This window comes from Cellulomonas sp. H30R-01, assembly GCF_010119915.1.
In the GTDB taxonomy this organism is placed as follows: domain Bacteria; phylum Actinomycetota; class Actinomycetes; order Actinomycetales; family Cellulomonadaceae; genus Cellulomonas; species Cellulomonas algicola.
Genome location: NZ_CP048210.1, coordinates 2511287 through 2533662, shown reverse-complemented (window position 1 = coordinate 2533662; position 22376 = coordinate 2511287). Strand labels below are relative to the sequence as shown.

25 protein-coding genes are annotated in these 22376 nt (G+C 73.7%); 20 read left to right on the top strand and 5 right to left on the bottom strand.

From position 1 onward, the window contains the following. The first annotated feature begins 435 nt into the window (after window positions 1-435). The 8 genes from GXP71_RS20560 to GXP71_RS11235 all read left to right on the top strand — a co-directional run bounded on the left by GXP71_RS20560 (window position 436) and on the right by GXP71_RS11235 (window position 5978). A complete protein-coding gene (locus GXP71_RS20560; RefSeq protein ID WP_162352735.1) occupies window positions 436-1416 on the top strand; it encodes an LPXTG cell wall anchor domain-containing protein in 981 nt (326 codons plus the stop codon). 341 nt (window positions 1417-1757) lie between these two features. Next, entirely contained in the window at window positions 1758-1979 is a 222-nt protein-coding gene (gene infA / locus GXP71_RS11265) for a translation initiation factor IF-1 (RefSeq protein WP_013770189.1), read from the top strand. A gap of 70 nt (window positions 1980-2049) precedes the next feature. Continuing rightward, window positions 2050-2163 (top strand): 50S ribosomal protein L36, encoded by a 114-nt coding sequence (gene rpmJ / locus GXP71_RS11260; protein WP_013117849.1) that lies wholly within the window; start codon window positions 2050-2052, stop codon window positions 2161-2163. Window positions 2164-2395: 232 nt separating this feature from the next. Next, on the top strand, window positions 2396-2776 hold the full coding sequence (gene rpsM, locus GXP71_RS11255; protein WP_013770190.1) for a 30S ribosomal protein S13: 381 nt from the start codon (window positions 2396-2398) through the stop codon (window positions 2774-2776). Window positions 2777-2864: 88 nt separating this feature from the next. After that, entirely contained in the window at window positions 2865-3266 is a 402-nt protein-coding gene (gene rpsK, locus GXP71_RS11250; protein ID WP_013770191.1) for a 30S ribosomal protein S11, read from the top strand. A gap of 147 nt (window positions 3267-3413) precedes the next feature. Next, the gene (locus GXP71_RS11245; protein WP_124343449.1) at window positions 3414-4424 is read left to right on the top strand and encodes a DNA-directed RNA polymerase subunit alpha; all 1011 of its coding nucleotides are present in this window, start codon (window positions 3414-3416) and stop codon (window positions 4422-4424) included. 72 nt (window positions 4425-4496) lie between these two features. Then, on the top strand, window positions 4497-5039 hold the full coding sequence (rplQ, locus tag GXP71_RS11240) for a 50S ribosomal protein L17 (protein ID WP_124343450.1): 543 nt from the start codon (window positions 4497-4499) through the stop codon (window positions 5037-5039). 165 nt (window positions 5040-5204) lie between these two features. Beyond that, window positions 5205-5978 carry an alpha/beta fold hydrolase gene (locus GXP71_RS11235; protein ID WP_162352734.1) on the top strand — a complete coding sequence of 258 codons (774 nt, stop codon included), beginning with the start codon at window positions 5205-5207 and terminating at the stop codon, window positions 5976-5978. Window positions 5979-5996: 18 nt separating this feature from the next. On the opposite strand, the gene GXP71_RS11230 is transcribed toward GXP71_RS11235, so the two are convergent. Continuing rightward, entirely contained in the window at window positions 5997-6764 is a 768-nt protein-coding gene (locus GXP71_RS11230) for an ROK family protein (RefSeq protein WP_162352733.1), read from the bottom strand. Window positions 6765-7101: 337 nt separating this feature from the next. Here GXP71_RS11230 and truA point away from each other — a divergent pair, with 337 nt between their 5' ends. Continuing rightward, on the top strand, window positions 7102-8046 hold the full coding sequence (gene truA / locus GXP71_RS11225; protein ID WP_162354311.1) for a tRNA pseudouridine(38-40) synthase TruA: 945 nt from the start codon (window positions 7102-7104) through the stop codon (window positions 8044-8046). 30 nt (window positions 8047-8076) lie between these two features. Here truA and GXP71_RS11220 read toward each other — a convergent pair whose 3' ends face one another. After that, window positions 8077-8535: a DUF5709 domain-containing protein gene (locus GXP71_RS11220; RefSeq protein WP_124343453.1), complete on the bottom strand. Its 459-nt coding sequence runs from the start codon at window positions 8533-8535 to the stop codon at window positions 8077-8079. A gap of 93 nt (window positions 8536-8628) precedes the next feature. Between GXP71_RS11220 and GXP71_RS11215 the strand changes: the two genes are divergently transcribed. Together GXP71_RS11215 and GXP71_RS11210 are read left to right on the top strand one after the other, a co-directional pair. Then, the gene (locus GXP71_RS11215; RefSeq protein WP_162352732.1) at window positions 8629-10311 is read left to right on the top strand and encodes an ABC-F family ATP-binding cassette domain-containing protein; all 1683 of its coding nucleotides are present in this window, start codon (window positions 8629-8631) and stop codon (window positions 10309-10311) included. Between the two features lie 227 nt (window positions 10312-10538). Further along, entirely contained in the window at window positions 10539-10946 is a 408-nt protein-coding gene (locus tag GXP71_RS11210; protein WP_162352731.1) for a hypothetical protein, read from the top strand. A gap of 52 nt (window positions 10947-10998) precedes the next feature. Here GXP71_RS11210 and GXP71_RS11205 read toward each other — a convergent pair whose 3' ends face one another. Continuing rightward, window positions 10999-11604: a LysE/ArgO family amino acid transporter gene (locus GXP71_RS11205; protein ID WP_162352730.1), complete on the bottom strand. Its 606-nt coding sequence runs from the start codon at window positions 11602-11604 to the stop codon at window positions 10999-11001. Between the two features lie 70 nt (window positions 11605-11674). Between GXP71_RS11205 and GXP71_RS11200 the strand changes: the two genes are divergently transcribed. From GXP71_RS11200 to GXP71_RS11170, 7 genes are all read left to right on the top strand, one after another. Beyond that, window positions 11675-12583 (top strand): LysR family transcriptional regulator ArgP, encoded by a 909-nt coding sequence (locus tag GXP71_RS11200; RefSeq protein WP_162352729.1) that lies wholly within the window; start codon window positions 11675-11677, stop codon window positions 12581-12583. 263 nt (window positions 12584-12846) lie between these two features. After that, window positions 12847-13296 (top strand): 50S ribosomal protein L13, encoded by a 450-nt coding sequence (gene rplM / locus GXP71_RS11195; RefSeq protein WP_013770203.1) that lies wholly within the window; start codon window positions 12847-12849, stop codon window positions 13294-13296. A 40-nt stretch (window positions 13297-13336) separates the two neighbouring features. Further along, the gene (gene rpsI / locus GXP71_RS11190) at window positions 13337-13825 is read left to right on the top strand and encodes a 30S ribosomal protein S9 (protein ID WP_162352728.1); all 489 of its coding nucleotides are present in this window, start codon (window positions 13337-13339) and stop codon (window positions 13823-13825) included. A gap of 139 nt (window positions 13826-13964) precedes the next feature. Next, window positions 13965-15314: a phosphoglucosamine mutase gene (glmM, locus tag GXP71_RS11185; RefSeq protein WP_162352727.1), complete on the top strand. Its 1350-nt coding sequence runs from the start codon at window positions 13965-13967 to the stop codon at window positions 15312-15314. Then, window positions 15311-16279 (top strand): peptide deformylase, encoded by a 969-nt coding sequence (locus GXP71_RS20655; protein ID WP_162352726.1) that lies wholly within the window; start codon window positions 15311-15313, stop codon window positions 16277-16279. The genes glmM and GXP71_RS20655 overlap by 4 nt, the downstream gene beginning before the upstream one ends. A gap of 209 nt (window positions 16280-16488) precedes the next feature. Then, the gene (locus GXP71_RS11175) at window positions 16489-17178 is read left to right on the top strand and encodes a DedA family protein (protein WP_162352725.1); all 690 of its coding nucleotides are present in this window, start codon (window positions 16489-16491) and stop codon (window positions 17176-17178) included. Between the two features lie 241 nt (window positions 17179-17419). Then, window positions 17420-17995 carry a hypothetical protein gene (locus tag GXP71_RS11170; RefSeq protein WP_162352724.1) on the top strand — a complete coding sequence of 192 codons (576 nt, stop codon included), beginning with the start codon at window positions 17420-17422 and terminating at the stop codon, window positions 17993-17995. A 19-nt stretch (window positions 17996-18014) separates the two neighbouring features. Here GXP71_RS11170 and coaA read toward each other — a convergent pair whose 3' ends face one another. Continuing rightward, the gene (coaA, locus tag GXP71_RS11165; RefSeq protein ID WP_162352723.1) at window positions 18015-18965 is read right to left on the bottom strand and encodes a type I pantothenate kinase; all 951 of its coding nucleotides are present in this window, start codon (window positions 18963-18965) and stop codon (window positions 18015-18017) included. A 122-nt stretch (window positions 18966-19087) separates the two neighbouring features. On the opposite strand from coaA, the gene glmS reads away from it, so the two are divergent. After that, on the top strand, window positions 19088-20944 hold the full coding sequence (gene glmS / locus GXP71_RS11160; protein WP_162352722.1) for a glutamine--fructose-6-phosphate transaminase (isomerizing): 1857 nt from the start codon (window positions 19088-19090) through the stop codon (window positions 20942-20944). 31 nt (window positions 20945-20975) lie between these two features. Then, entirely contained in the window at window positions 20976-21329 is a 354-nt protein-coding gene (locus tag GXP71_RS11155; RefSeq protein ID WP_162352721.1) for a holo-ACP synthase, read from the top strand. Between the two features lie 42 nt (window positions 21330-21371). Here the strand turns inward: GXP71_RS11155 and GXP71_RS11150 are convergent, their stop codons facing one another. Continuing rightward, on the bottom strand, window positions 21372-22364 hold the full coding sequence (locus tag GXP71_RS11150) for an LLM class F420-dependent oxidoreductase (protein ID WP_162352720.1): 993 nt from the start codon (window positions 22362-22364) through the stop codon (window positions 21372-21374). Window positions 22365-22376: the final 12 nt, after the last annotated feature.

Genomic DNA, 22376 nt, shown 5'->3' with positions numbered 1-22376 from the left:
GCCTGGTCGGCGCGCTGATCGATGTCGTGGTGCCGCCGGGTGGGCGCGCTGATCGATGTCGCGGTGCCGCCTGGTCGGCGCGCTGATCGACGTCGCGGTACCGACCTCGTCGGCGCGTCGATCCGCTCCGCCGAGCCGAGCCGGTCGACACGCGAGCTCGCCCGTGGCGCACCGCCGTCCCTCGCGTGCGGGAAGCGCTACCACACGATCGGGTGAACACGTGTCCAGTTTCCCGTCCGAATGCGCCCGACCTGGGCAAACAGCCCCACGGCGTCCGGTTTGTCGGATAGTGTGCCGCGCGGCGGGATCGTCCTCCCGCCAGGACCGCTCCCGCACCTCGTCGCACGCCCGCGGCGGGGTGCTCGCGTGCGGTCCGTCGGACACGCAGGCGTGTGCCCCCTCGTCATGCCTGCCGCACACGATGGGTTGGTCCCTATGCAGCGCAGCAGTCGTCCGTCCCTCCGGTCCCACGCGCGGCGCGCCGCCGTCGTCGGGACGTCCGTCCTCGCGGCGGGCGTGCTCGTCGCGTCACCGGCTGCGGCGACCGGTGGTTCGGGCCACGGGGGGCACGGCGGCTCGCACCGCGGTGACACGTGGACGAAGCCGAAGCCGAAGCCCAGCTCGACCACGCCGACGACCCCGACGCCGATGCAGTCGGCCCAGCCGAAGCCGACGCGCGGCGGCCAGACCACGACGGCCGCGTACGTCTACCTGAAGAAGGACGCCAAGGCGCCCGCCTCGTGGGAGAACTCGACGCAGCAGTACCTGGTCGCGACGTGGGACGGTGCCCAGTGGCGCAACATCACGTGGGACCAGATCAAGGACGCGGTGCCGTTCGAGGTCTGCGGGCCCGGCTGGGGCGTGCAGGAGGACGCTGCCTACGGCGGTCCCCAGGTCTTCACGGACTCCGACGCGCCGCACTACCCCGACGGCGTCCTGAAGTGGGTCAACCAGGGCGGGCCGCTGTTCGCCGCGGACCACTGGGACCTCGAGGAGCAGGTGGGTGCCGTCCCGGCCTGCGCGCCGACGTACCCGGTGCCGACGCAGAGCGCGACGCCGACGCCGACCGTCACCCCGACCCCGTCGGCGACGCCGAGCGTGACGCCCGAGGCGCCCACGCCGACGCCGGTCCCGACGGACGTCGTGGACGACGACGTCACGCCCACGCCGAGCGCGACGCCCACGCCGGTCGCGACGCCCGTGGTGACCCCGTCGCCCACGTCGGAGGTCCTCGCGGCCGCCCCGTCGTCGACGCCGACGCCCACCGTCCGCTCCGAGGTGCTCGCGGCCGGTGCGCTCGCCACGACCGGCTCCACGGCGCTGCCGCTCGCCGTCGGCGCCGGTGTGCTGGTCGCCGCCGGCGGTGTGCTGCTGGCGCTGCGCCACCGTCGTCGTCCGAGCGGTTCGGACGCCTGACCGAGCACGACCCGGGCCAATGACGGCCCGTGACGAGACCGCCGGACCTGGCGACGTCCCCGTGACAGGAGGGGGCGCAGGTCCGGCGGTTTCGTCCTGTGAGGCGGATGCCGTAACATAGTCCGTTGGGTGTGTGCGCCCAGTTGGCTGACAGTCGTCCCGCGATCGTGGGGCTCCTGACAGCCGTCGCGCCACGGTCGGCCCGTCGTCCTCGACGCGGGCAGGCCTCGGTGCGGTCCGGGCCTTCGCACTCTCCACGAACGCCGGTCCCGCTCCCGCACGCGCGGGGGCCACGGCCGACGTGGGCTGATCAAGACCAGGACCGACAGTTAGCGGAGGACATGGCGAAGAAGGACGGTGTCATCGAGATCGAGGGCAGCGTCGTGGAGGCTCTGCCGAACGCGATGTTCCGCGTGGAGCTCACGAACGGCCACAAGGTGCTCGCCCACATCTCGGGCAAGATGCGTCAGCACTACATCCGGATCCTCCCCGAGGACCGGGTGGTCGTCGAGCTGAGCCCGTACGACCTGTCCCGCGGTCGGATCGTCTACCGCTACAAGTAACCACCACTCGAACACGCCGTCACGCCCCCGGGGGAGCCCGTGGGTCAGCGGCGGCGGAGGAATCAACGCGATGAAGGTCAAGCCCAGCGTCAAGAAGATCTGCGACAAGTGCAAGGTGATCCGCCGGCACGGTCGCGTCCAGGTGATCTGCGAGAACCTGCGCCACAAGCAGCGCCAGGGCTGACGCCCTGACGGTGCGCCACGGGTCCGTCCCGCGGTGCACGTCGAGCAGCACGACCGGTCCCGCACGGGACCATCGGCCCCGGGGCAGGGGCCGGCAAGCGCACCGCCACTCCGGACGGTGCCGGGCAGCAGCCCGGTCCGGACCGGCGAACCCTCGGTCGGAGGCCGGGGCCCGCAGCACGCGGGAAGGCGGTGCGGAAGACCTCCGACGCAGTTCAGGAGCCACCAGGCACATGGCACGTCTCATCGGCGTCGACCTCCCCCGCGAGAAGCGGCTGGAGATCGCGCTCACCTACATCTACGGGGTCGGTCGCACGCGCGCCCAGCAGACCCTCGCCGCCACGGGCATCAGCCCCGACGTCCGCGTGAAGGACCTCGGGGACACCGAGCTCGTCGCGCTGCGTGACTACCTCGAGGGCAACTTCAAGCTCGAGGGTGACCTCCGCCGTGAGGTCGCCGCGGACATCCGCCGCAAGGTCGAGATCGGCTGCTACGAGGGCCTCCGCCACCGCCGTGGCCTTCCCGTGCGCGGTCAGCGCACGAAGACCAACGCGCGTACCCGCAAGGGCCCGAAGCGCACCGTCGCCGGCAAGAAGAAGGCCGGGCGCAAGTAACCCGCACGTCCCGCGAGGACCGCGCCGCACGGCGAGAGGTCCCGGGACGTCGGCACACGCAGCCTGACGACCACGAGAGAAGAAGCAGATGCCTCCCAAGACCCGCAGTTCCGTGCGCAAGCCGCGCCGCAAGGAGAAGAAGAACGTCTCCCACGGCCAGGCGCACATCAAGAGCACGTTCAACAACACGATCGTCTCCATCACGGACCCGTCCGGCGCCGTGATCGCGTGGGCGTCCTCCGGCCAGGTCGGCTTCAAGGGCTCGCGCAAGTCGACGCCCTTCGCCGCGCAGCTCGCCGCCGAGGCCGCCGCGCGTCGTGCCCAGGAGCACGGCATGCGCAAGGTCGACGTCTTCGTCAAGGGCCCGGGCTCGGGCCGTGAGACCGCGATCCGCTCGCTCCAGGCGACGGGCCTCGAGGTCGGCTCGATCCAGGACGTGACGCCCCAGGCGCACAACGGCTGCCGCCCGCCGAAGCGCCGCCGCGTCTGACCCTCGGCTCGGCCGTGGCCGGTGCTCGCGTCGTCGACGCACCGGCCACGGCGTGACTCGTCCGACCGGTCATGCGGACCGAGGCATGGCCGTCACGCAGTACTGCGGAGCGTCATATGGCGGACGCCCGCTGAGAGGAAACCCACCGTGCTCATCGCACAGCGCCCCACCCTGACCGAAGAGGTCATCTCGGAGAACCGTTCGCGGTTCTCCATCGAGCCGCTCGAGCCCGGCTTCGGCTACACGCTCGGCAACTCGCTGCGCCGGACGCTGCTGTCCTCCATCCCCGGTGCCGCCGTCACCTCCATCCGGATCGACGGCGTGCTGCACGAGTTCTCCACCGTGCCGGGTGTCAAGGAGGACGTCACCGAGATCATCCTCAACATCAAGAACCTGGTCGTCTCGTCGGAGAACGACGAGCCGGTCGTGATGTACCTGCGCAAGCAGGGGTCGGGTGTCGTCACCGCCGCGGACATCGTTCCGCCGGCCGGGGTCGAGGTGCACAACCCCGACCTGCACCTGGCGACGCTGAACGACAAGGGCAAGCTGGAGATCGAGCTCACGGTCGAGCGCGGCCGCGGCTACGTCTCCGCCGCCCAGAACAAGTCGTTCGACGCGGAGATCGGCCGGATCCCGGTCGACTCGATCTACTCGCCCGTCCTCAAGGTGACCTACAAGGTCGAGGCGACGCGTGTCGAGCAGCGGACCGACTTCGACAAGCTCGTCGTCGACGTCGAGACCAAGGCCGCGATCAGCCCGCGCGACGCGCTCGCGTCCGCCGGCAAGACGCTGGTCGAGCTGTTCGGCCTGGCGCGTGAGCTCAACGTCGAGGCGGAGGGCATCGAGATCGGCCCGTCGCCGACCGACGCCGCGCTCGCCGCGGACCTCGCGCTGCCGATCGAGGACCTGCAGCTGACGATCCGCTCGTACAACTGCCTCAAGCGTGAGGGCATCCACTCCGTGGGTGAGCTCGTGGCGCGCAGCGAGGCCGACCTCCTGGACATCCGCAACTTCGGTGCGAAGTCCATCACCGAGGTCAAGGAGAAGCTGGCCGAGCTCGGCCTGACGCTCAAGGACAGCCCGCTCGACTTCGACCCGTCCGCGTCGGCCTTCTACGGCGACGACGAGGGCGACTTCGTCGAGGACGAGCAGTACTGACGCCGGGGAACGCGCGCCGGGCCTGAACGGTCCGGTGCGCGTCGCCGATCACTGGAACTCAAGGAGTAGATCATGCCCACGCCCACCAAGGGTCCCCGGCTCGGTGGCGGACCGGCGCACGAGCGTCTGATCCTCGCGAACCTCGCGACGCAGCTGTTCGAGCACAAGCGGATCACGACGACCGAGGCCAAGGCCAAGCGTCTGCGCCCGCTCGCCGAGCGCCTCATCACGTTCGCGAAGCGCGGCGACCTGCACGCCCGCCGCCGTGTCCTGACCGTCGTCAAGGACAAGGGTGTCGTGCACACCCTGTTCACCGAGATCGCGCCGGCCGTCGCCGAGCGTCAGGGTGGCTACACGCGCATCACGAAGATCGGCCCGCGCAAGGGCGACAACGCGCCCATGGCCGTGATCGAGCTCGTGCTCGAGCCGCTGTCGCCGAAGCAGGCCGTCGTCAAGGAGGCCACGAAGGCCACCGCGAAGGCCGCGCCGAAGGCGGAGAAGAAGGCCGACGAGGCCCCCGCCGCCGAGGTCGAGGAGACCACCGACGCCGAGGCGACCGAGGCTCCGGCCGAGGACACCACCGCGGCGACCGAGGGCGACGCCGAGAAGGCCTGACCCTCCCGCAGCACCGACGAGAGGCCCGGAACCGCGCTGGTTCCGGGCCTCTCGTGCGTCCTGGCCGCCCTCCGCGTGGAGGCCGCGCCCTCGCGCGTCCGGGCGTCGCGCGGCGTCGCCGTGATCCGCAGTGGCAGAGCCGGGCGTCCGCCGTAGGGTCGTGGCATGGGGCTGCCGGTCGTCCTGGTGCACGGGCTGCGGACGTCGCGCACGATGTGGCGCGCGCAGGTCGAGGCGCTCGAGCGCGCGGGCAGGACGGCGCACGCCGTCGACCTCCCGGGGCACGGTGCGCGCGTGGGCGAGCCGTTCACGTTCGACGGTGCGGTCGCGACGGTCCGTCAGGCCGTCGACGACGTCGGCGGGCGCGCGCTCGTCGTCGGGCTGTCGCTCGGTGGCTACGTGGCGATCGCGCACGCGGCACGCCACCCCGAGCAGGTCGCCGGGCTCGTCGCGGCGTCGTGCTCGACCCGCCCGCTCCGGCCGCTCGTCGAGGGGTGGTCGCTCGCCGCGCGGGGGATCGTGCTGCTGCCGGACCACGGTGAGCGGCTCAACGCGTTCATGGTGCGCCGCTTCCTGCCTGCCCCGGGGGCGGTGGACGTGGGGGCCGGCGGGTTCGCGCTGCTGGTCACCGAGGACGTCCTGCGGCAGGTCGCCACCGCTGCGCCGCTCGACGACCTGGCGACGATCGAGGCGCCGGTGTGGCTCGTCAACGGGCGGTACGACCACTTCCGCGGTGACGAGCGTGCGTTCCTGCGTGCGTGCCGGCACGGACGGCTCGTCGTCGTCCCCGGGGCGACGCACCTCGTGAGCCTGGTCGCACCCGAGCGGTTCACGCGCGTCGTCCTCGAGGCGCTCGACGAGGTCGACGGGACCGACGCGTCGCGCGTGGCAGCCGCGGCCGTCTCGCCCGACGTGGGTGTCCGCCGGGCCGCGTCGTGACGTCGGTGACGGTACGGCTCAGGCGTGGAGCGTCCAGGCGCGGACGCCCCCGACGATCCCCGCCTGGTTCGGCACGACGACGACGTCGTCACCGAGCCGTTCGAGCACCTGCGGCGTGACCTGCCGGGCGTTGCCGCCGCCGAGGTAGAGGCGGTCCCAGAGGAACACCGGCCGCAGACCCTCGACGACGCGTCGCACGCGCCGCGACCACAGGCCGTCGCCGAGCCGGGTCCGCTCGACCTGCCCGACGTACGCGTCGTACGTCGTGCCCCAGCGGACGGGCGCGTGCGACAGCTCGAGGTGCGGCGCGAGGACACCTCCGTCGAACAGCGCGGAGCCCAGGCCCGTGCCGAGCGTGAGGACGAGCTCGACGCCCGTACCGGAGACCACGCCCGCGCCGTGGACCTCGGCGTCGTTGAGGACGAGCGTCGGGACGCCGAGGCGCTGCTGGAGCGCCGCCCGGATGTCGCACCCGGTCCACGCGTCGACCAGCGCGGGGTCGACCGCGGTGCGGGGACCGGCGCGTGTGACGTAGTGCGGGGTCGCCACGACGACGCCGTGGCGGATCATGCCCGGCATGCCGACCGTGGCGCGGTCGGCGGCGGGCAGGTCCGCGCCGATCGCGGCGATGGTGTCGACGAGGCGCGACGGGGAGAGCGGGTACGGGGTGGGGACGCGCACGGCGGGGGCGTGGAGCGTGCCGGCGGCGTCGAGCACGGACGCCTTGATCCCGCCGCCGCCGCAGTCGACCGCGAGGGTGAAGGGGTGGGCGGGCGTCGTCGGCACGTCGCCACGCTATCCCTCGTCACGAGGACGAGCCGCTGGCGGACGTCGGACGGTGCGGCGTCGCCGCGAGGACGAGCCGCTGGCGGACGTCGGACGGTGCGGCGTCGCGAGGACGAGCCGCTGGGCCTCGCCGCGAGGACGAGCCGCTGGCGGACGTCGGACGGTGCCGTGCGGGGCTCGTGCGCGCGGGCCCCGGGCGGCCGCCGCACTACCGTGGTCCCTCGTGACCGTCCCGCCCACCGAGCCGACCGACGCGCCGCCCGGCGAACCCAGCGACGCCCGCAGCGAGCTGGGCGGCACGCCGACGGCGGCCGCACCGTCGCCGCCCATTCCGTCCATTCCGTCCAGGCCGGCCGGGCCGGTCGGCACGGCGCGCGACGGGGCGGCGGGCGCGACGCGGCTGCGGCTCGACCTCGCGTACGACGGCACGGCGTTCAGCGGGTGGGCGCGGCAGCCGGCGCTGCGCACGGTGCAGGGCGTGCTCGAGGACGCGCTCGCGGTGGTGCTGCGCACCGCGGCGCACGGCGTCCCGGCACCGCACGTGACCGTCGCGGGCCGGACGGACGCGGGGGTGCACGCGCGGGGTCAGGTCGCGCACGTCGACGTCGCCCCCGAGGTGCTGGAGGCGGCCCGGGGCCGCTCGGCCCCGACCGCGGAGGCGGCGCTCGTGTCGCGTCTGGCGGGCGTGCTGCCGGCGGACGTCGTCGTCCACCGTGTGACGCGGGCCCCCGAGGGCTTCGACGCCCGGTTCTCCGCGCTGCGACGGCGCTACGCGTACCGGATCTGCGACGACAGCGCCGCGCGTGACCCGCTGAGCCGCGCGCACGTGCTGTGGCACCGCCGGCCGTTGGACGTGGCGGCGATGGACGCGGCCGCGGCCTCGCTGCTGGGGCGGCACGACTTCGCGGCGTACTGCAAGCCGCGCGAGGGGGCGACGACGATCCGCACGCTGGAGCGGTTCTCGTGGTCGCGCGGCCCGGCCGGGGCCGCCGACGCGGGGCTGGTGGTGGCGACGGTGCAGGCGGACGCGTTCTGCCACTCGATGGTGCGGGCGCTCGTCGGCGCGTGCGTCGCCGTCGGGGAGGGGCGCCGCCCGGTGGGGTGGGCCGCGGAGCTGCTGGCCGGCCGTCGTCGGGACGCGGGTGCGGCCGTCGTCGCGGCGCACGGTCTCACGCTCGAGGAGGTCGGCTACCCCGCGGACGACGCGCTCGCGGCGCGCGCGGTGCAGACCCGCGCACGCCGCGAGGCGCACGACGTCGACGCGACCCCGGGGTGCTGCTGAGGCTCCGCCGGTCGGTCGCGCGGGCGGACGTCAGGGACGCTCGTCCTCGCCGTCCTGGTAGTAGCGGTCGTCGACGTACTCCTCCTCGATGAGGTGGACGGCGGCCTCCTCGGCGCTCGCGGCGCCGCCCGAGACGCCTGCGTCGACCGCGAAGGTGTCGTTCACGCCGGACTCGACGGCGTCGTCGTCCGCCACCAGACGGCCGGCACGGAGCTCCTCACGGTCGCCGGTGACGCGCGGGCGCTGCTCCCAGACCTCGGGCTCCTCCTGCTCGATCCGCTGGTCGATGGTCTCGCGGTGCTCCTCCTCCCAGTGCGTCTCCCCGTAGTGGGTCGTGCGGGGGCGGTCGCGCTCGGGGGGCGTGTAGCCCTCGTCGAGGTGGTCGTCGACGCCCCGCTCGACGAGGGTGTCCTCGCCGGGGAGCTGGTCGGTGTCGCCCTCGCTGCCGAGTGCGGCATCGGTCCGGGTGGCAGGTGTCTCGTCGCTCATGCTCCGACCCTCGCACCGGCCGCGACGCTCCGCCAGGGGACGGCGGGGCAATGAGGTTCGGCCAGGGCGCACGGGCCGGTCAGACTGTGCGGCATGGGTCATCTCGACATCGGCGGCATCGGCTACGTCCTGCCGGACGGCCGGCCGCTCCTCGACGACGTGACGTTCCGGGTGGGGGAGGGTGCGCGCGTCGCGCTCGTCGGCCCGAACGGGGTCGGCAAGTCGACGCTGCTGCGGATCGTCGCCGGTGACGAGCAGCCGCACGCGGGGTCGGTGCAGCGCAGCGGCGGTCTGGGCGTGATGCGCCAGGACGTCGGGAGGATCGACGACGACCGCTCGGTGCGTGACCTGCTCGCGTCGCTCGCGCCGGCTGCGGTGCGGGACGCGGCGGTCGAGCTGTCCGCGGCGGAGCTCGGGATCATGGAGGTCGACGACGAGCCTGCGCAGATGCGGTACGCGCAGGCCCTCGTGGACTGGGCGGACGTCGGCGGGTACGAGGCCGAGGCGGGCTGGGACCGCGTCACGGACGCGGTCCTGTCGGTGCCGTTCGAGCGGGCGCAGCACCGGGATGTGCGGACGCTGTCGGGCGGCGAGCAGAAGCGCCTGGTGCTGGAGGCGCTGCTGCGCGGTCCCGACGAGGTGCTGCTGCTCGACGAGCCGGACAACGCGCTCGACGTGCCGACCAAGCGCTGGCTCGAGGACCGGCTGGTGACGTCGCCGAAGTCGGTGCTGCTGGTGAGCCACGACCGCGAGCTGCTGTCGCGGGTGGCGACCCACGTCGCGACGCTCGAGCCGACCGCCGTCGGGGCGTCGGTGTGGGTGCACGGAGGCGGGTTCTCGACGTACCACCAGGCGCGCGAGGACCGGCGCTCGCGGCTCGAGGAGCTCATGCGGCGCTGGGAGGAGGAGCACGCGAAGCTGCGGGAGCTGGTGCTCACGCTCAAGACGAAGGCGGCGTTCAACGACGGGCTCGCGTCGCGGTACCAGGCGGCGCAGACGCGGCTGCGCAAGTTCGAGGAGGCCGGTCCGCCGATGGTGAAGGTGCGCGAGCAGTCGGTGCGCGTGCGCCTGCGCGGCGGTCGGACGGCCAAGCGTGCGGTGGTCGCGACGAGCCTCGAGCTCACGGGCCTGATGAAGCCGTTCGACCTCGAGGTGTGGTTCGGCGAGCGCGTCGCGGTCCTCGGGTCGAACGGGTCGGGCAAGTCGCACTTCCTGCGGCTGCTCGCGGCCGGTGGCTCGGACCCGGGCCCCGAGCACGAGCCCGCGGGGGAGACGGCGGTCGCGCCCGTGCGGCACACCGGGTCGGTCGTCCTGGGGTCCCGCGTGCGGCCGGGGTGGTTCGCCCAGAACCACGCGCACCCGGAGCTGGTGGGTCGGACGCTGCTCGAGATCCTGCACCGGGGTGACGCCCACCGGGCGGGGCTCGGGCGCGAGCAGGCGAGCCGTGCGCTCGACCGGTACGAGCTCGTCGACCAGGCCGAGCAGGCGTACGAGACGCTGTCCGGCGGTCAGCAGGCGCGGCTCCAGATCCTGCTCCTCGAGCTGGGAGGTGCGACGCTGCTGCTGCTCGACGAGCCGACGGACAACCTCGACCTGCACTCCGCGGAGGCGCTCGAGACCGGGCTCGCGGCGTTCGAGGGCACGGTGCTCGCGGTCACGCACGACCGGTGGTTCACCCGGACGTTCGACCGGTTCCTCGTGTTCGCGGCCGACGGGTCGGTCGTCGAGACGCCCGAGCCGGTGTGGGACGCGGCGCGGGTCGAGCGGGCTCGCTGACGGGGGCACGCTGGCTCGGGCGCGTCGACACGGACGCCTCCGGCGGCGATCACCGCGTCGACCCGCGACCGATCCCTGCGACCGGCGCGGGCGAGCGCTTCCCTGGACAGGCGTCCACCAGAAGGCCCAGCGGCTGTCACCCGGTTGCCGTACGACCTGGGACGCACGTCCTGCATGTCGACGTTTCTCACCCGCCCACGCCGTCGCGTGCGGCGCACAATGACGCCATGTCGAACACCACCGTCCCGTGGGTCCACCGCCCTGCGCGCGTCGACGACGCCGCGGCGCTCGGCACGCTGGCCGAGTGGCTGTCGCACGTCCAGCTGACCGACACCGACGACCAGGAGGAGCTCGAGCGGTGCGCGCAGGCGCTGCAGCGCATCGCGCTCGCGTCGGGCGTCCTCATGCGTCAGCTCGGTGACCTGTCCCACGACCGCTGCGACTTCAGCGACCACCTGCTGGCCGACGAGCGGCACCGTGTCGCGGAGGCGCAGCGCGCGGCGCTGCACGAGGCGCTCGGCACGCTCGTCGACCGGGCGCGCGCCCGGCGCGGGCGGCACGCGGGCGTCGTGCCCGTCGCGGACCTGCAGGCGCTCCTGCCGAGCCGGCGTCAGACGCCGCGCACGGACGCGTAGGGCCCGGCCGCCGGCTGGTCGCCCGCGGAAGCGCGGCGGCGGACCGGGCAGGTCAGCCGCCGACGACGAGCAGCACCGCGAGCGTGGCCATCACGGCGGCGACGACGCCGTCGAGCACCTGCCACGCGCGCGGTCGCGCGAACAGCGGCTGCAGCCTCCCGGCGCCGAACCCGAGCGCGGTGAACCACACGACGCTCGCGGCCACCGCGCCGGCGCCGAACGCCCACCCGCCCGCGGCGGGGTGCTGCTGCGCGAGCCCGCCGAGCAGCACGACGGTGTCGAGGTAGACGTGCGGGTTGAGGAACGTCAGCGCGAGGCACGTGAGCAGGACGGCCGAGCGGCGGGCCGGTCCGTCGCTCGCGGGGTCGAGCTGCTGGGGCCGCGCCACCCGACGGGCTGCGCCGACCGCGAGGACCAGCAGGAACGCCGCCCCGGCGTACCTGATCACGCGCAGCACGACGGGGTGGTCCCCGACCAGCGCGCCCAGCCCGGCGATCCCCGCCGCGACCAGCAGCGCGTCGGCGCCGGCGCACACGAGGACCACGGGCAGGACGTGCTCCCGACGCAGCCCCTGGCGCAGCACGAAGGCGTTCTGCGCGCCGATCGCGACGATGAGCGAGAGCGCGCTGAGGAAGCCGGTGACGACCGCGGGGAGCATGCGTCGACGGTAGGTCGGGCGACGTCCTGAAGACCAGTTCATGTTTCTTCCGAACCGTTAGCATCACTTCATGTCATTCGACACCGAGCACCTGCGCACGCTCGCCGCGGTGGTCGACGAGGGCAGCTTCGACGCGGCCGCCCGCGCGCTGCACGTGACGCCGTCAGCCGTGAGCCAGCGGATCAGGGCGCTCGAGCAGCAGGTGGGCGGGGTCGTCGTGCAGCGCTCGCGGCCCTGCCTCCCGACCGCCGCCGGGGAGGTCCTCGTCCGGCTCGCGGGCCAGGTCGACGCGCTCGCCCGCGACGCGCTCGTGGAGCTCGGTGCGGTCGCGGGCGCGCAACCCGGCGGCCGGCGGCGGCTCGCGGTCGCCGTCAACGCCGACTCGCTCTCGACGTGGTTCCCCGCGGCCCTCGTCGGCCTGCCCGGGGACGTGCTCGTGGACCTGCGGCGCGAGGACCAGGACCTGTCCGCGCAGCTGCTGCGCGACGGCACCGTCGCCGCGGCGGTCACCGCGGAGCGTCGCGCAGTGCAGGGCTGCCGCGTGCGGCCGCTCGGGTCGATGCGCTACCTCGCACTCGCGGCGCCGGACGTCCGGGACCGCTGGTTCGCCGACCCCGACCCGGCCCCGCGCGTGCTCGCCGACGTCCTCGGCGACGTGCCCGCGGTGGCGTTCAACCGCGCCGACGGCCTCCAGCACGCGTTCGTCCAGCAGGTCACGAATGCGCGGCCCGCGCTGCCGCTGCACTACGCGCCCGAGCAGGGGGCGTTCGTGGCGCTGCTGCGCGCCGGGCTCGGGTGGGGGATGGTGCCCGAGCAGGCGGTGGCCGCCGAGCTGGCGTCCGGTGCGCTCGTCGACGTCGCGCCCGGGCGGTGGCTCGACGTGCCGCTCTTCTGGCAGCACTGGGCGCTGCGGACTCCGACGCTCGACGACCTCACGGAGCGCGTGCTGCGCGCGTCGCGCCCGCTGCACCGGTCGTGACCGCCGCCCGGCGCGGTGCGACGGCCAGGATCGGGACGGTGTGGCGCATCCGACGCCACCTGTTTTGACCGCCCCTCCGGGCCGCAGGTACTGTTGTGCGTTGTTGTGCGTCCCCTGTCGCGCGCCCGGACTTCTCACCTGAGCGCTGCGGTGGCGTCCCGGTGCGGTTCCCACTCGCCGGAGGGATGCTCCGACAGCCCTCCACGGCGCCGCTCGCGCGACGACCGTGACATGCAGACACAACGAACGAAGGCTTACGACCCGTGCGTACGTACACCCCGAAGCCCGGCGACGTCGAGCGGACCTGGTACGTCATCGACGCGACCGATGTCGTCCTCGGCCGCCTGGCCACCCACGTGGCCACGCTGCTGCGCGGCAAGCACAAGGCCACCTTTGCTCCGCACGTCGACGGCGGCGACTTCGTCATCGTCATCAACGCGGACAAGGTCGCCCTCACCGGCAACAAGCGCGAGACCAAGCTCGCCTACCGCCACTCCGGCTACCCGGGTGGTCTGCGGGCGACGCGTTACAGCGAGCTCCTCGAGAAGCACCCGGAGCGCGCGATCGAGAAGGCCGTCCGCGGCATGCTCCCCAAGAGCTCGCTCGCTGCCAAGCAGCTCGGCAAGCTCAAGGTCTACGCCGGCGCCGAGCACCCGCACGCCGCCCAGCAGCCGAAGCCGTTCGAGATCACCCAGGTCGCGCAGCAGGCCTGACGGCCGCCGCGCGTAGAGAAGACAGGAACCGAGGACACCAGTGGCAGAGACCACGGTCGACATCGACCTCGAGGGCGACGAGACGCCCACCAGCTACACCAGCGAGACGGCCGCCCCCCAGGGGCGCGGTCAGTCCATCACCGCACCCGGCCAGGCCCTGGGCCGCCGCAAGGAGGCCATCGCCCGCGTGCGCCTGGTCCCCGGCACCGGCCAGTGGAAGATCAACGGGCGCACGCTCGAGGACTACTTCCCGAACAAGGTGCACCAGCAGCTCGTCAACTCGCCGCTGAAGCTCGTGGACGTCGAGGGTCGCTTCGACGTCGTCGCGCGCATCACCGGCGGTGGCGTCTCCGGCCAGGCCGGTGCGCTGCGCCTGGGCATCGCCCGTGCGCTCAACGCGATCGACGCCGAGCACAACCGCCCGGCCCTCAAGAAGGCCGGCTTCCTCACGCGCGACGCCCGTGTGGTCGAGCGCAAGAAGGCCGGTCTCAAGAAGGCCCGCAAGGCTCCGCAGTACTCGAAGCGCTGATCTCAGCGCCTCACCCGATGGCCCCGTCGGTCGGAAGACCAGCGGGGCCATCGGTGTCTGCGGGATCGTGAGCACAGCAGGACAGACGGCGGGGACGCAGGGGCGCGCCGACGACGTCGCGTGACAAGGGAGTGCAGAGATGGCCCGACTGTTCGGCACCGACGGGGTGCGAGGACTGGCGAACCGGGACGTGACGGCCGAGCTCGCGCTCGACCTGTCCGTCGCCGCGGCGCACGTGCTGGGCGCGAGCGGCGCGTTCGAGGGGCACCGCCCGCGTGCGGTCGTCGGCCGCGACTCCCGGGCCTCGGGCGAGTTCCTCGCCGCCGCCGTCGCTGCAGGTCTGGCCTCCGCGGGTGTCGACGTGGTCAACGTCGGCGTGCTGCCGACGCCCGCCGTCGCCTACCTCACCGCCGAGCTCGGCGTGGACCTCGGCGTCGTGCTCTCCGCGTCGCACAACCCCATGCCGGACAACGGCATCAAGTTCCTCGCGCGCGGCGGGCACAAGCTCGACGACGACCTCGAGCGCGCCATCGAGAAGCGCATGGGCGAGGCGTGGGACCGCCCGACCGGCGCGGACGTCGGCCGGATCCGGCTCGACACGGGCCGCGCGGGCGACGACTACGTCGACCACCTCGTCGCGACCATCCGTCCCTCGCTCGGCAACCTGCGCATCGCCGTCGACTGCGCGAACGGTGCGGCCAGCGAGGTCGGCCCCGCGGCGCTGCGGCAGGCCGGCGCGGACGTCGTCGTCATCAACGCGTCGCCCGACGGGCGCAACATCAACGAGAAGTGCGGCTCGACGCACCCCGAGCAGCTGCTCGCGGCCGTCGTCGCGTCGGAGGCCGACCTCGGCGTCGCGTTCGACGGCGACGCGGACCGCTGCCTCGCGGTCGACGCCGACGGCAACCTCGTCGACGGCGACCAGATCATGGGCGTCCTCGCGCTGGCCATGCGCGACGCCGGCACCCTCGCCGACGACACGCTCGTCACGACCGTCATGAGCAACCTCGGTCTGCGGCTCGCGATGCGTGACCGCGGCGTCCGCACGGTCGAGACCGCGGTGGGCGACCGCTACGTGCTCGAGGCGATGCGGGCGGGCGGGTACTCGCTCGGCGGCGAGCAGTCGGGCCACATCATCATGGCCGCGCACGCCACGACCGGCGACGGCGTCCTCACCGCGCTGCAGCTCGCCGCGCGCGTCGCGGAGACCGGTGAGCCGCTCGCCAAGCTCGCGGGGGTCGTGCAGCGGCTCCCGCAGACGCTCGTCAACGTCTCGGGCGTCGACAAGGGGCGCGCCGCGAGCGACGAGCCGCTGCTCGACGCCGTGCGTGCCGCCGAGGCGCGGCTGGGCGACACCGGTCGCGTGCTGCTGCGGCCCTCGGGCACCGAGGCGCTCGTCCGCGTCATGGTCGAGGCCGCGACGCAGGCCGAGGCCGACGGCGTCGCGCGCGAGCTCGCGGACGTCGTGTCGTCGCGGCTCGCCCTGTGAGCACCCCGGGGTCCGCGCGGCAGCGGGACGTCGCGCTGCGCGACCTCGTCCTGCGGCTGCTGGACGCCGCCCACGGCACCGGCACGGTCCCGATCGTGCAGGCGGGCCACCCCGTGCTGCGCGCACAGGCGCTGCCGTACGACGGCCAGCTCGCCGACGACGAGCTCGAGTCGCTCGTGCACGTCATGCGGGCGACCATGCACGCCGCGCCCGGTGTCGGGCTCGCGGCGCCGCAGATCGGACTGCCGGTCGCGGTCGCCGTGATCGAGGACGCGGGCCCGCCCGACGGCGACGTCGGCCAGGTCCGCGAGCGGTCTCCGCTCGAGTTCCGCGTGCTCGTGAACCCCCGGTACGCGCCGGTCGACGACGAGCGTGTCGCGTTCTACGAGGGCTGCCTCAGCGTCGTGGGGTACCAGGCCGTCGTCGCGCGGCCGCGGCACGTGCACCTGACCGGGGCCGACGAGCGCGGCCGTGCGCTCGACGAGGTCGTGTCCGGCTGGCCCGCGCGCATCGTGCAGCACGAGACCGACCACCTCGGTGGCGTGCTCTACCTCGACCGGGCCGAGCTGCGGTCGCTCGCCGCGGCCGACGCCCTCGGGCTGCGGTGGGCCAGCGAGCCGCGCCCGACCACCGCGGCGAGGGCGCTCGGCTTCGACCTCGGCGTGGTGCCCGACGACGGTGCCGTGCCGGACGGTGGGGCGTCCGAGGACGCGCCCGCCCCGGCTGAGCCGCGAGCGGGCGCGCACCCCGCGACCGGCCCGGACGTCGACCTGGACGCGGCGGACAACGCCGCACCCGTCACCGAAGGCGCACCGGCGCCGAACCCCGACGGCGGTGCGGGCCGCACCGGGGACGTCGAGGCCGGTGCGGCCCGTACCGACGACGTCGACGCGTCGGGGTCGACGCACGACGGCGAGCCGGCCTCGGACGGGGACCCCGTCGGGGGTCAGCGCCCCGCGTCCTGACCGGTCGGCGACGCCCTGCCAGGTCCGGGGCGCGCCGGCCTCCCCCCGGAGGAGGAGGGCCGCTCGACCGGTCTGCACCCGACGGCTCGTTCGGGGTGACCTCAGGGATGATCCGGGGGTGTCCCCTATATCGGCGGTGCTGTCCCGGGTCCTACCGTGGGAGTCACGACGCCGATCCGCAGGTCGGCGCCCGACGACCTGGAGGACGCGTGGAGGCATGGGTGCTGGCCCTGGTGGGCTCACCGTGGGTCTTCGTCGTGCTGTACCTCTTCGCGACGATCGACGGGTTCTTCCCGCCCATCCCGAGCGAGTCGGTCGTCATCGCGCTGGCCACGCTGGCCATGGCGCAGGGGGAGCCCAACCTGGTCCTGGTGATCCTGGTCGCCGCCGCCGGCGCGTTCACGGGTGACCAGATCGCGTACCAGATCGGGACGAAGGTCAAGGTGCGCGAGGTCCGATTCCTGCGCTCGGCCCGTGCCCAGGCGACCATCGACTGGGCGGAGCGCGCGCTCGAGCACCGCGGGGCGTCGTTCATCATCGCCGCGCGGTACATCCCGGTCGGCCGGGTGGCGGTCAACATGACCGCGGGCGCGCTGGGGTACAGCCGCCGCAGGTTCAGCGCGCTCGCGGCGCTCGCCGCGCTCACGTGGGGCGTGTACTCGACGGCGATCGGCATCGGTGCCGCGGCGTGGCTCGGGCACAACCCGATCCTCGCGGTGGTCGTGGGTGTCGTCGGCGGGGTGGCGCTCGGCGTGGTGATCGACTGGCTGCTGCGCCGCTACCAGGCGCTCGCCCAGCGGCGCCGGGCCCGCGTCCAGCACGCCCCCGCGGTGCCGCTGCGCAGCGTCGAGACGTCGGCGCACCGCCGCGCCGTGGCCGAGGACGACGCCGTCGCCTGACGTCCCCGGGTCACGGTCTGCTCACGATCGGACCGCGGCTGCTAACGATCCGGTGTCGACCGCGACGCGCGCGCCGGAGCGTGCCTACGCTCGTCTCGGGTCGACAGGGCAGTCGGCACTCCCTGCGACCCGTGTGGCCTCCCGGCCTGCTGTCCGCGGGGCTACGCGACAGGGGGCAGACATGGCAGGGGCACCGCACGAGAGACGCACGTCCCGGCGACGGGGACGGCGGTCGTCCGGCGTGCGCGCGGGCGTGGCCGCGCTCGTCGTCGCCGGGATCGCCGCGGCCGGCGGGTGCGCGAGCGCGCCGACGGTGACGCGGCAGGCCGAGGCGCGGGTCGCGGTGCAGGCGGACTGCCTCGACCCGGAGGTCGTCCGCGAGCTCGGGCTCGTGCTCGAGGACCGGACGGCCGCCGCCGAGGAGACCGGTCCCGCCGCGACCCCGGGCGCGGTGCCCGAGGACTTCGCGGCGTCGAGCGTGCTCGTGTGCTCGGCGTCCGGCACGCTCAAGTCCGCGTCGGGCACGTGGGCGGCGGTGACGGAGAGCCGGCGCGAGGGGGATCTCGCCCCGCTGCTCGCCGCGCTCGAGCGGCCGTCGCAGGAGCCGTCGGGAGCGTGCGAGACGTCGGGGGCGGTGCCGACGGTGCTGTGGCTGGTCGACGCGCTCGGGCGTGCGGTGCGGCCCGTGTGGCCGACCGACGCGTGCGGCGCGCCGGTCGCGGACGTGCTCGCCGCGCTCGACGCTCTGCACGAGACGGACACGACCGAGTTCCCCGTGGAGCGGGTCACGCCGACGGGTCCGCCGTCGGGCCGCTGACGCACGGAGCCTCGGACGCTCAGAGCTTGCGCAGGCGCACGCGCTCGACGGAGTGGTCGGAGCCCTTCGTCAGCACGAGCGTCGCGCGGCTGCGGGTCGGCAGGATGTTCTGCTGCAGGTTGGGCGCGTTGATGGTGTCCCAGATGTGCTCGGCGCGCTCGACGGCCTCGTCGTCGGAGAGCGACGCGTACCGGTGGAAGTACGACTCGGGCTGGGCGAACGCGGTCGAGCGGAGGCTCAGGAACCGGTCGACGTACCACTGGCGGATGTCGGTCGTGCGCGCGTCGACGTAGATCGAGAAGTCGAAGAAGTCGCTGACCGCCAGGTTGGACGTGCCCTCGCTCGTCGGTCGCGCGGGCTGCAGCACGTTGAGACCTTCGACGACCAGCACGTCGGGGCGGTTCACGACGATCTCGCGGCCGGGGACGATGTCGTACGTCAGGTGGTCGTAGACGGGGGCCCGGACCTCGGGACGGCCCGCCTTCACCTTGGAGACGAACCGCAGCAGCGCGCGCCGGTCGTACGACTCGGGGAAGCCCTTGCGGTCCATGAGCCCGCGCCGCTCGAGCTCGGCGTTGGGGTAGAGGAACCCGTCGGTCGTGACGAGCTGGACGCGCGGCGTCGCGGGCCAGCGCGCCAGGAGCTCGCGCAGCAGGCGGGCGGTCGTCGACTTGCCGACCGCGACGGACCCGGCGACGCCGATCACGAACGGCGTGCCGCCGACGTCCTCGCGCAGGAACGTGCTCGACGCCGCGTGGAGGCCGCGGGTCGCCTCGATGTGCAGGTCGAGCAGGCGGGAGATGGGCCGGTAGATCGCGTCGACCTCGGCGAGGTCGATCGGGTCCCCCAGGCCGGCGAGACGGTCGACGTCCGCGTCGGTGAGGGGCAGCGGCGTCGAGGCCGAGAGCCGACGCCACGCGTCGCGGTCCAGGTCGACGTACGGCGTGGCCGGGGTGAGCGACGGTGGCACGGGACGATTGTGCCGGACGACGACGGCGCTGCTCACCGGGGACGCCCGCGCGCCCCGTCGCAGGCCGTGACGGCAGTCACCTCCCGGCGGTCGCCGACCGCACGCCCGATAGACTCGCGGGCATGTGTGGAATCGTGGGCTACGTCGGGTCCCAGACCGCGAGCGACCGACCGCTGGACGTCGTGCTCGAAGGTCTGCGGCGGCTGGAGTACCGCGGGTACGACTCGGCCGGGGTGGCGCTCGTCAGCCCCGACGGTGAGCTCGACACCGCCAAGAAGGCCGGGAAGCTCGCGAACCTCGTCGAGGAGCTCGACACCCACCCGCTGGCCGAGGCCACCGCGGCGATCGGGCACACCCGCTGGGCGACGCACGGCGGCCCGACCGACGTCAACGCGCACCCGCACGTCTCGGGCCGTCTCGCGCTGATCCACAACGGCATCGTCGAGAACTTCGCGACCCTCAAGGCCGAGCTCCTCGCCGAGGGCGTCGAGTTCACGTCCGAGACCGACACCGAGGTCGCGGCGCACCTCGTCTCGCGCGCCTACGACCGCACGGGCGACCTGACGCAGGCGGTCACGGAGGTCGCGCGCACGCTGCACGGCACGTTCACGCTGCTCGCGGTGCACGCCGACGCGCCCGACGTCGTCGTCGGCGCCCGGCACGACTCGCCGCTCGTCGTGGGCCTCGGCGAGGGCGAGAACTTCCTCGGCTCCGACGTCGCGGCGTTCATCGCGCACACCCGCGAGGCGCTCGAGCTCGGCCAGGACCAGGTCGTGACGATCACGCCGTCGGCGGTCACCGTGACCGACTTCGACGGCAAGCCCGCCGACGCGCGCCGCTACACGGTCGACTGGGACGCCGCGGCCGCCGAGAAGGGCGGCTTCCGCTCCTTCATGGACAAGGAGATCCACGACCAGCCGCACGCGGTCGCCGACACGCTGCTCGGCCGCACCGACGCGCACGGCCGCCTGGTGCTCGACGAGATCCGCATCGACGAGTCGGTGCTGCGGTCCGTCGACAAGATCGTCGTCATCGCGTGCGGCACCGCCGCCTACGCGGGCCACGTCGCGAAGTACGCGATCGAGCACTGGTGCCGCATCCCCGTCGAGGTCGAGCTCGCGCACGAGTTCCGGTACCGGGACCCCGTCGTCAACGAGCAGACGCTCGTCGTCGCGGTGTCGCAGTCGGGCGAGACGATGGACACGCTCATGGCCGTCCGGCACGCGCGCGAGCAGGGCGCCAAGGTGCTCGCCATCGTCAACACGCACGGCTCGACGATCCCGCGCGAGTCCGACGCGGTGCTCTACACGCACGCCGGCCCGGAGATCGCGGTCGCGTCGACCAAGGCGTTCCTCGCGCAGATCACCGCCGCGTACCTGCTCGGGCTGTACCTCGCGCAGCTGCGCGGCAACAAGTTCGCCGACGAGGTCACCGCGATCCTCGACGAGCTCCGTGCGATGCCCGACAAGATCCAGCAGGTCCTCGACCGGGCCGGCCGGGTCCGGGAGATCGCCCGGTGGATGGCCGACACGCAGTCGGTGCTGTTCCTCGGCCGGCACGTCGGCTTCCCCGTCGCGATGGAGGGTGCGCTCAAGCTCAAGGAGCTCGCGTACATCCATGCCGAGGGCTTCGCCGCCGGTGAGCTCAAGCACGGCCCGATCGCGCTCATCGAGCCCGGGCAGCCGGTGTTCGTCGTCGTCCCGTCGCCGCGTGGACGCGACTCGCTGCACTCCAAGGTCGTGTCGAACATCCAGGAGATCCGCGCGCGCGGCGCCCGCACGCTCGTGATCGCCGAGGACGGCGACGAGGCCGTGCGCCCGTACGCCGACGAGGTCTTCTACGTGCCGCAGGCGCCGACGCTCCTCGCGCCGCTGCTCGCCGTGGTGCCCCTGCAGGTGTTCGCGTGCGAGCTCGCGACCGCCAAGGGCCTCGACGTCGACCAGCCGCGCAACCTCGCGAAGTCCGTCACCGTCGAGTGACGGGTCCGGCTCGGGGCGTCGGGAGGCGCGCGTGATCGTCGGCGTCGGCATCGACGTCGTCGACATCGCGCGGTTCGTCGACACGCTGCACCGCGTGCCCGCGCTGCGCACCAAGCTGTTCACGCCGGCCGAGCGGGCGATGCCCGAGACGTCGCTCGCGGCGCGGTTCGCCGTCAAGGAGGCGCTCGCCAAGGCGCTCGGCGCCCCGCCCGGGCTGCACTGGCACGACGCGCAGGTGCCGCGCACGGCCGGGTCGCAGCCGGTGCTCGAGGTGACCGGGACGGTCGCCGCCCGGGCCGCGGAGCTCGGCGTCGCGCGGTTCCACCTGTCGATCTCGCACGACGCGGGCATCGCGTCCGCCGTGGTGATCGCCGAGCGCGACTGACGCCCGGCGCGCGCGGGAGCCGCCCGCGCCGGGCGTCGTGCGTCAGGCGGAGCGCAGCGCGGGGACGACCTCGCGCTCGAAGAGCTCGATGCCCGAGCGGTCGTAGGCGGCCTCCGCGAAGTACGTGATCGCGTAGGTCATGCCGAGCTTCTCGAGGTCCTGGAGCTTCTCGACGAGCTGCTCCGGGGTGCCGACGAGCACGCCCTTGCGGAACTCCTCGGCGACCTCCGGTGCCTTGTTCGGCACGGTCAGCGACAGGTGCTCCTCGACCCAGGCCATGCGGTCGTCGACGTCGGCCTCGGTCTCGCCGATGACGACGTTGAAGTTCGACGAGCGCGTGATCTCCTCGAACGGGCGGCCGATGGCCTCGCAGTGGCCGCGCAGCACCTCGGACTTGTGCGTGAAGACGTCGGGGTGGCCGTCGAAGTTGGTGAACTGCGCGTGCTCGGCGGCGATGCGGAGCGTCTTCTGCTCGCCACCGCCCGCGATCCACAGCGGCGGGCCGTCGACCTGCAGGGGGAGGGGCGCGAGCTGGGCGCCGTCGACCTGGTAGTGCTTCCCGTCGAAGGTGGCGACCCCGTTGGTCCAGAGCTGCTTGAAGATCTGGACGCCCTCGTCGAGCATCGCGAGCCGCTCGCCCGCGCGGGGGAAGCCGTAGCCGTACGCGCGCCACTCGTGCTCGTACCAGCCGGCGCCGATGCCCATCTGCACGCGGCCGCCCGAGATCACGTCCGCGGTCGCGGCGACCTTCGCGAGGTAGGCGGGGTTGCGGTACGCCATGCACGTGCACATCTGGCCGAGCTTCACGCGCGACGTCGTCGCCGCGTACGCGTTGATGAGGCTCCACGCCTCGTGCGTCGCCTCGCCGTTGGGCTCGGGCACCGCGTGGAAGTGGTCGTACACCCAGATCGAGTCGAAGGCGTCGCCCTGGTCGGCGTGCTGGGCGAGCCCGTTCATCACCGACCAGTGGTCGCGGGGCTCGATGCCCGTGAGGTCCTGACGCCAGCCCTGAGGGATGAAGAGTCCGAAGCGCATGCTCGGCACGTT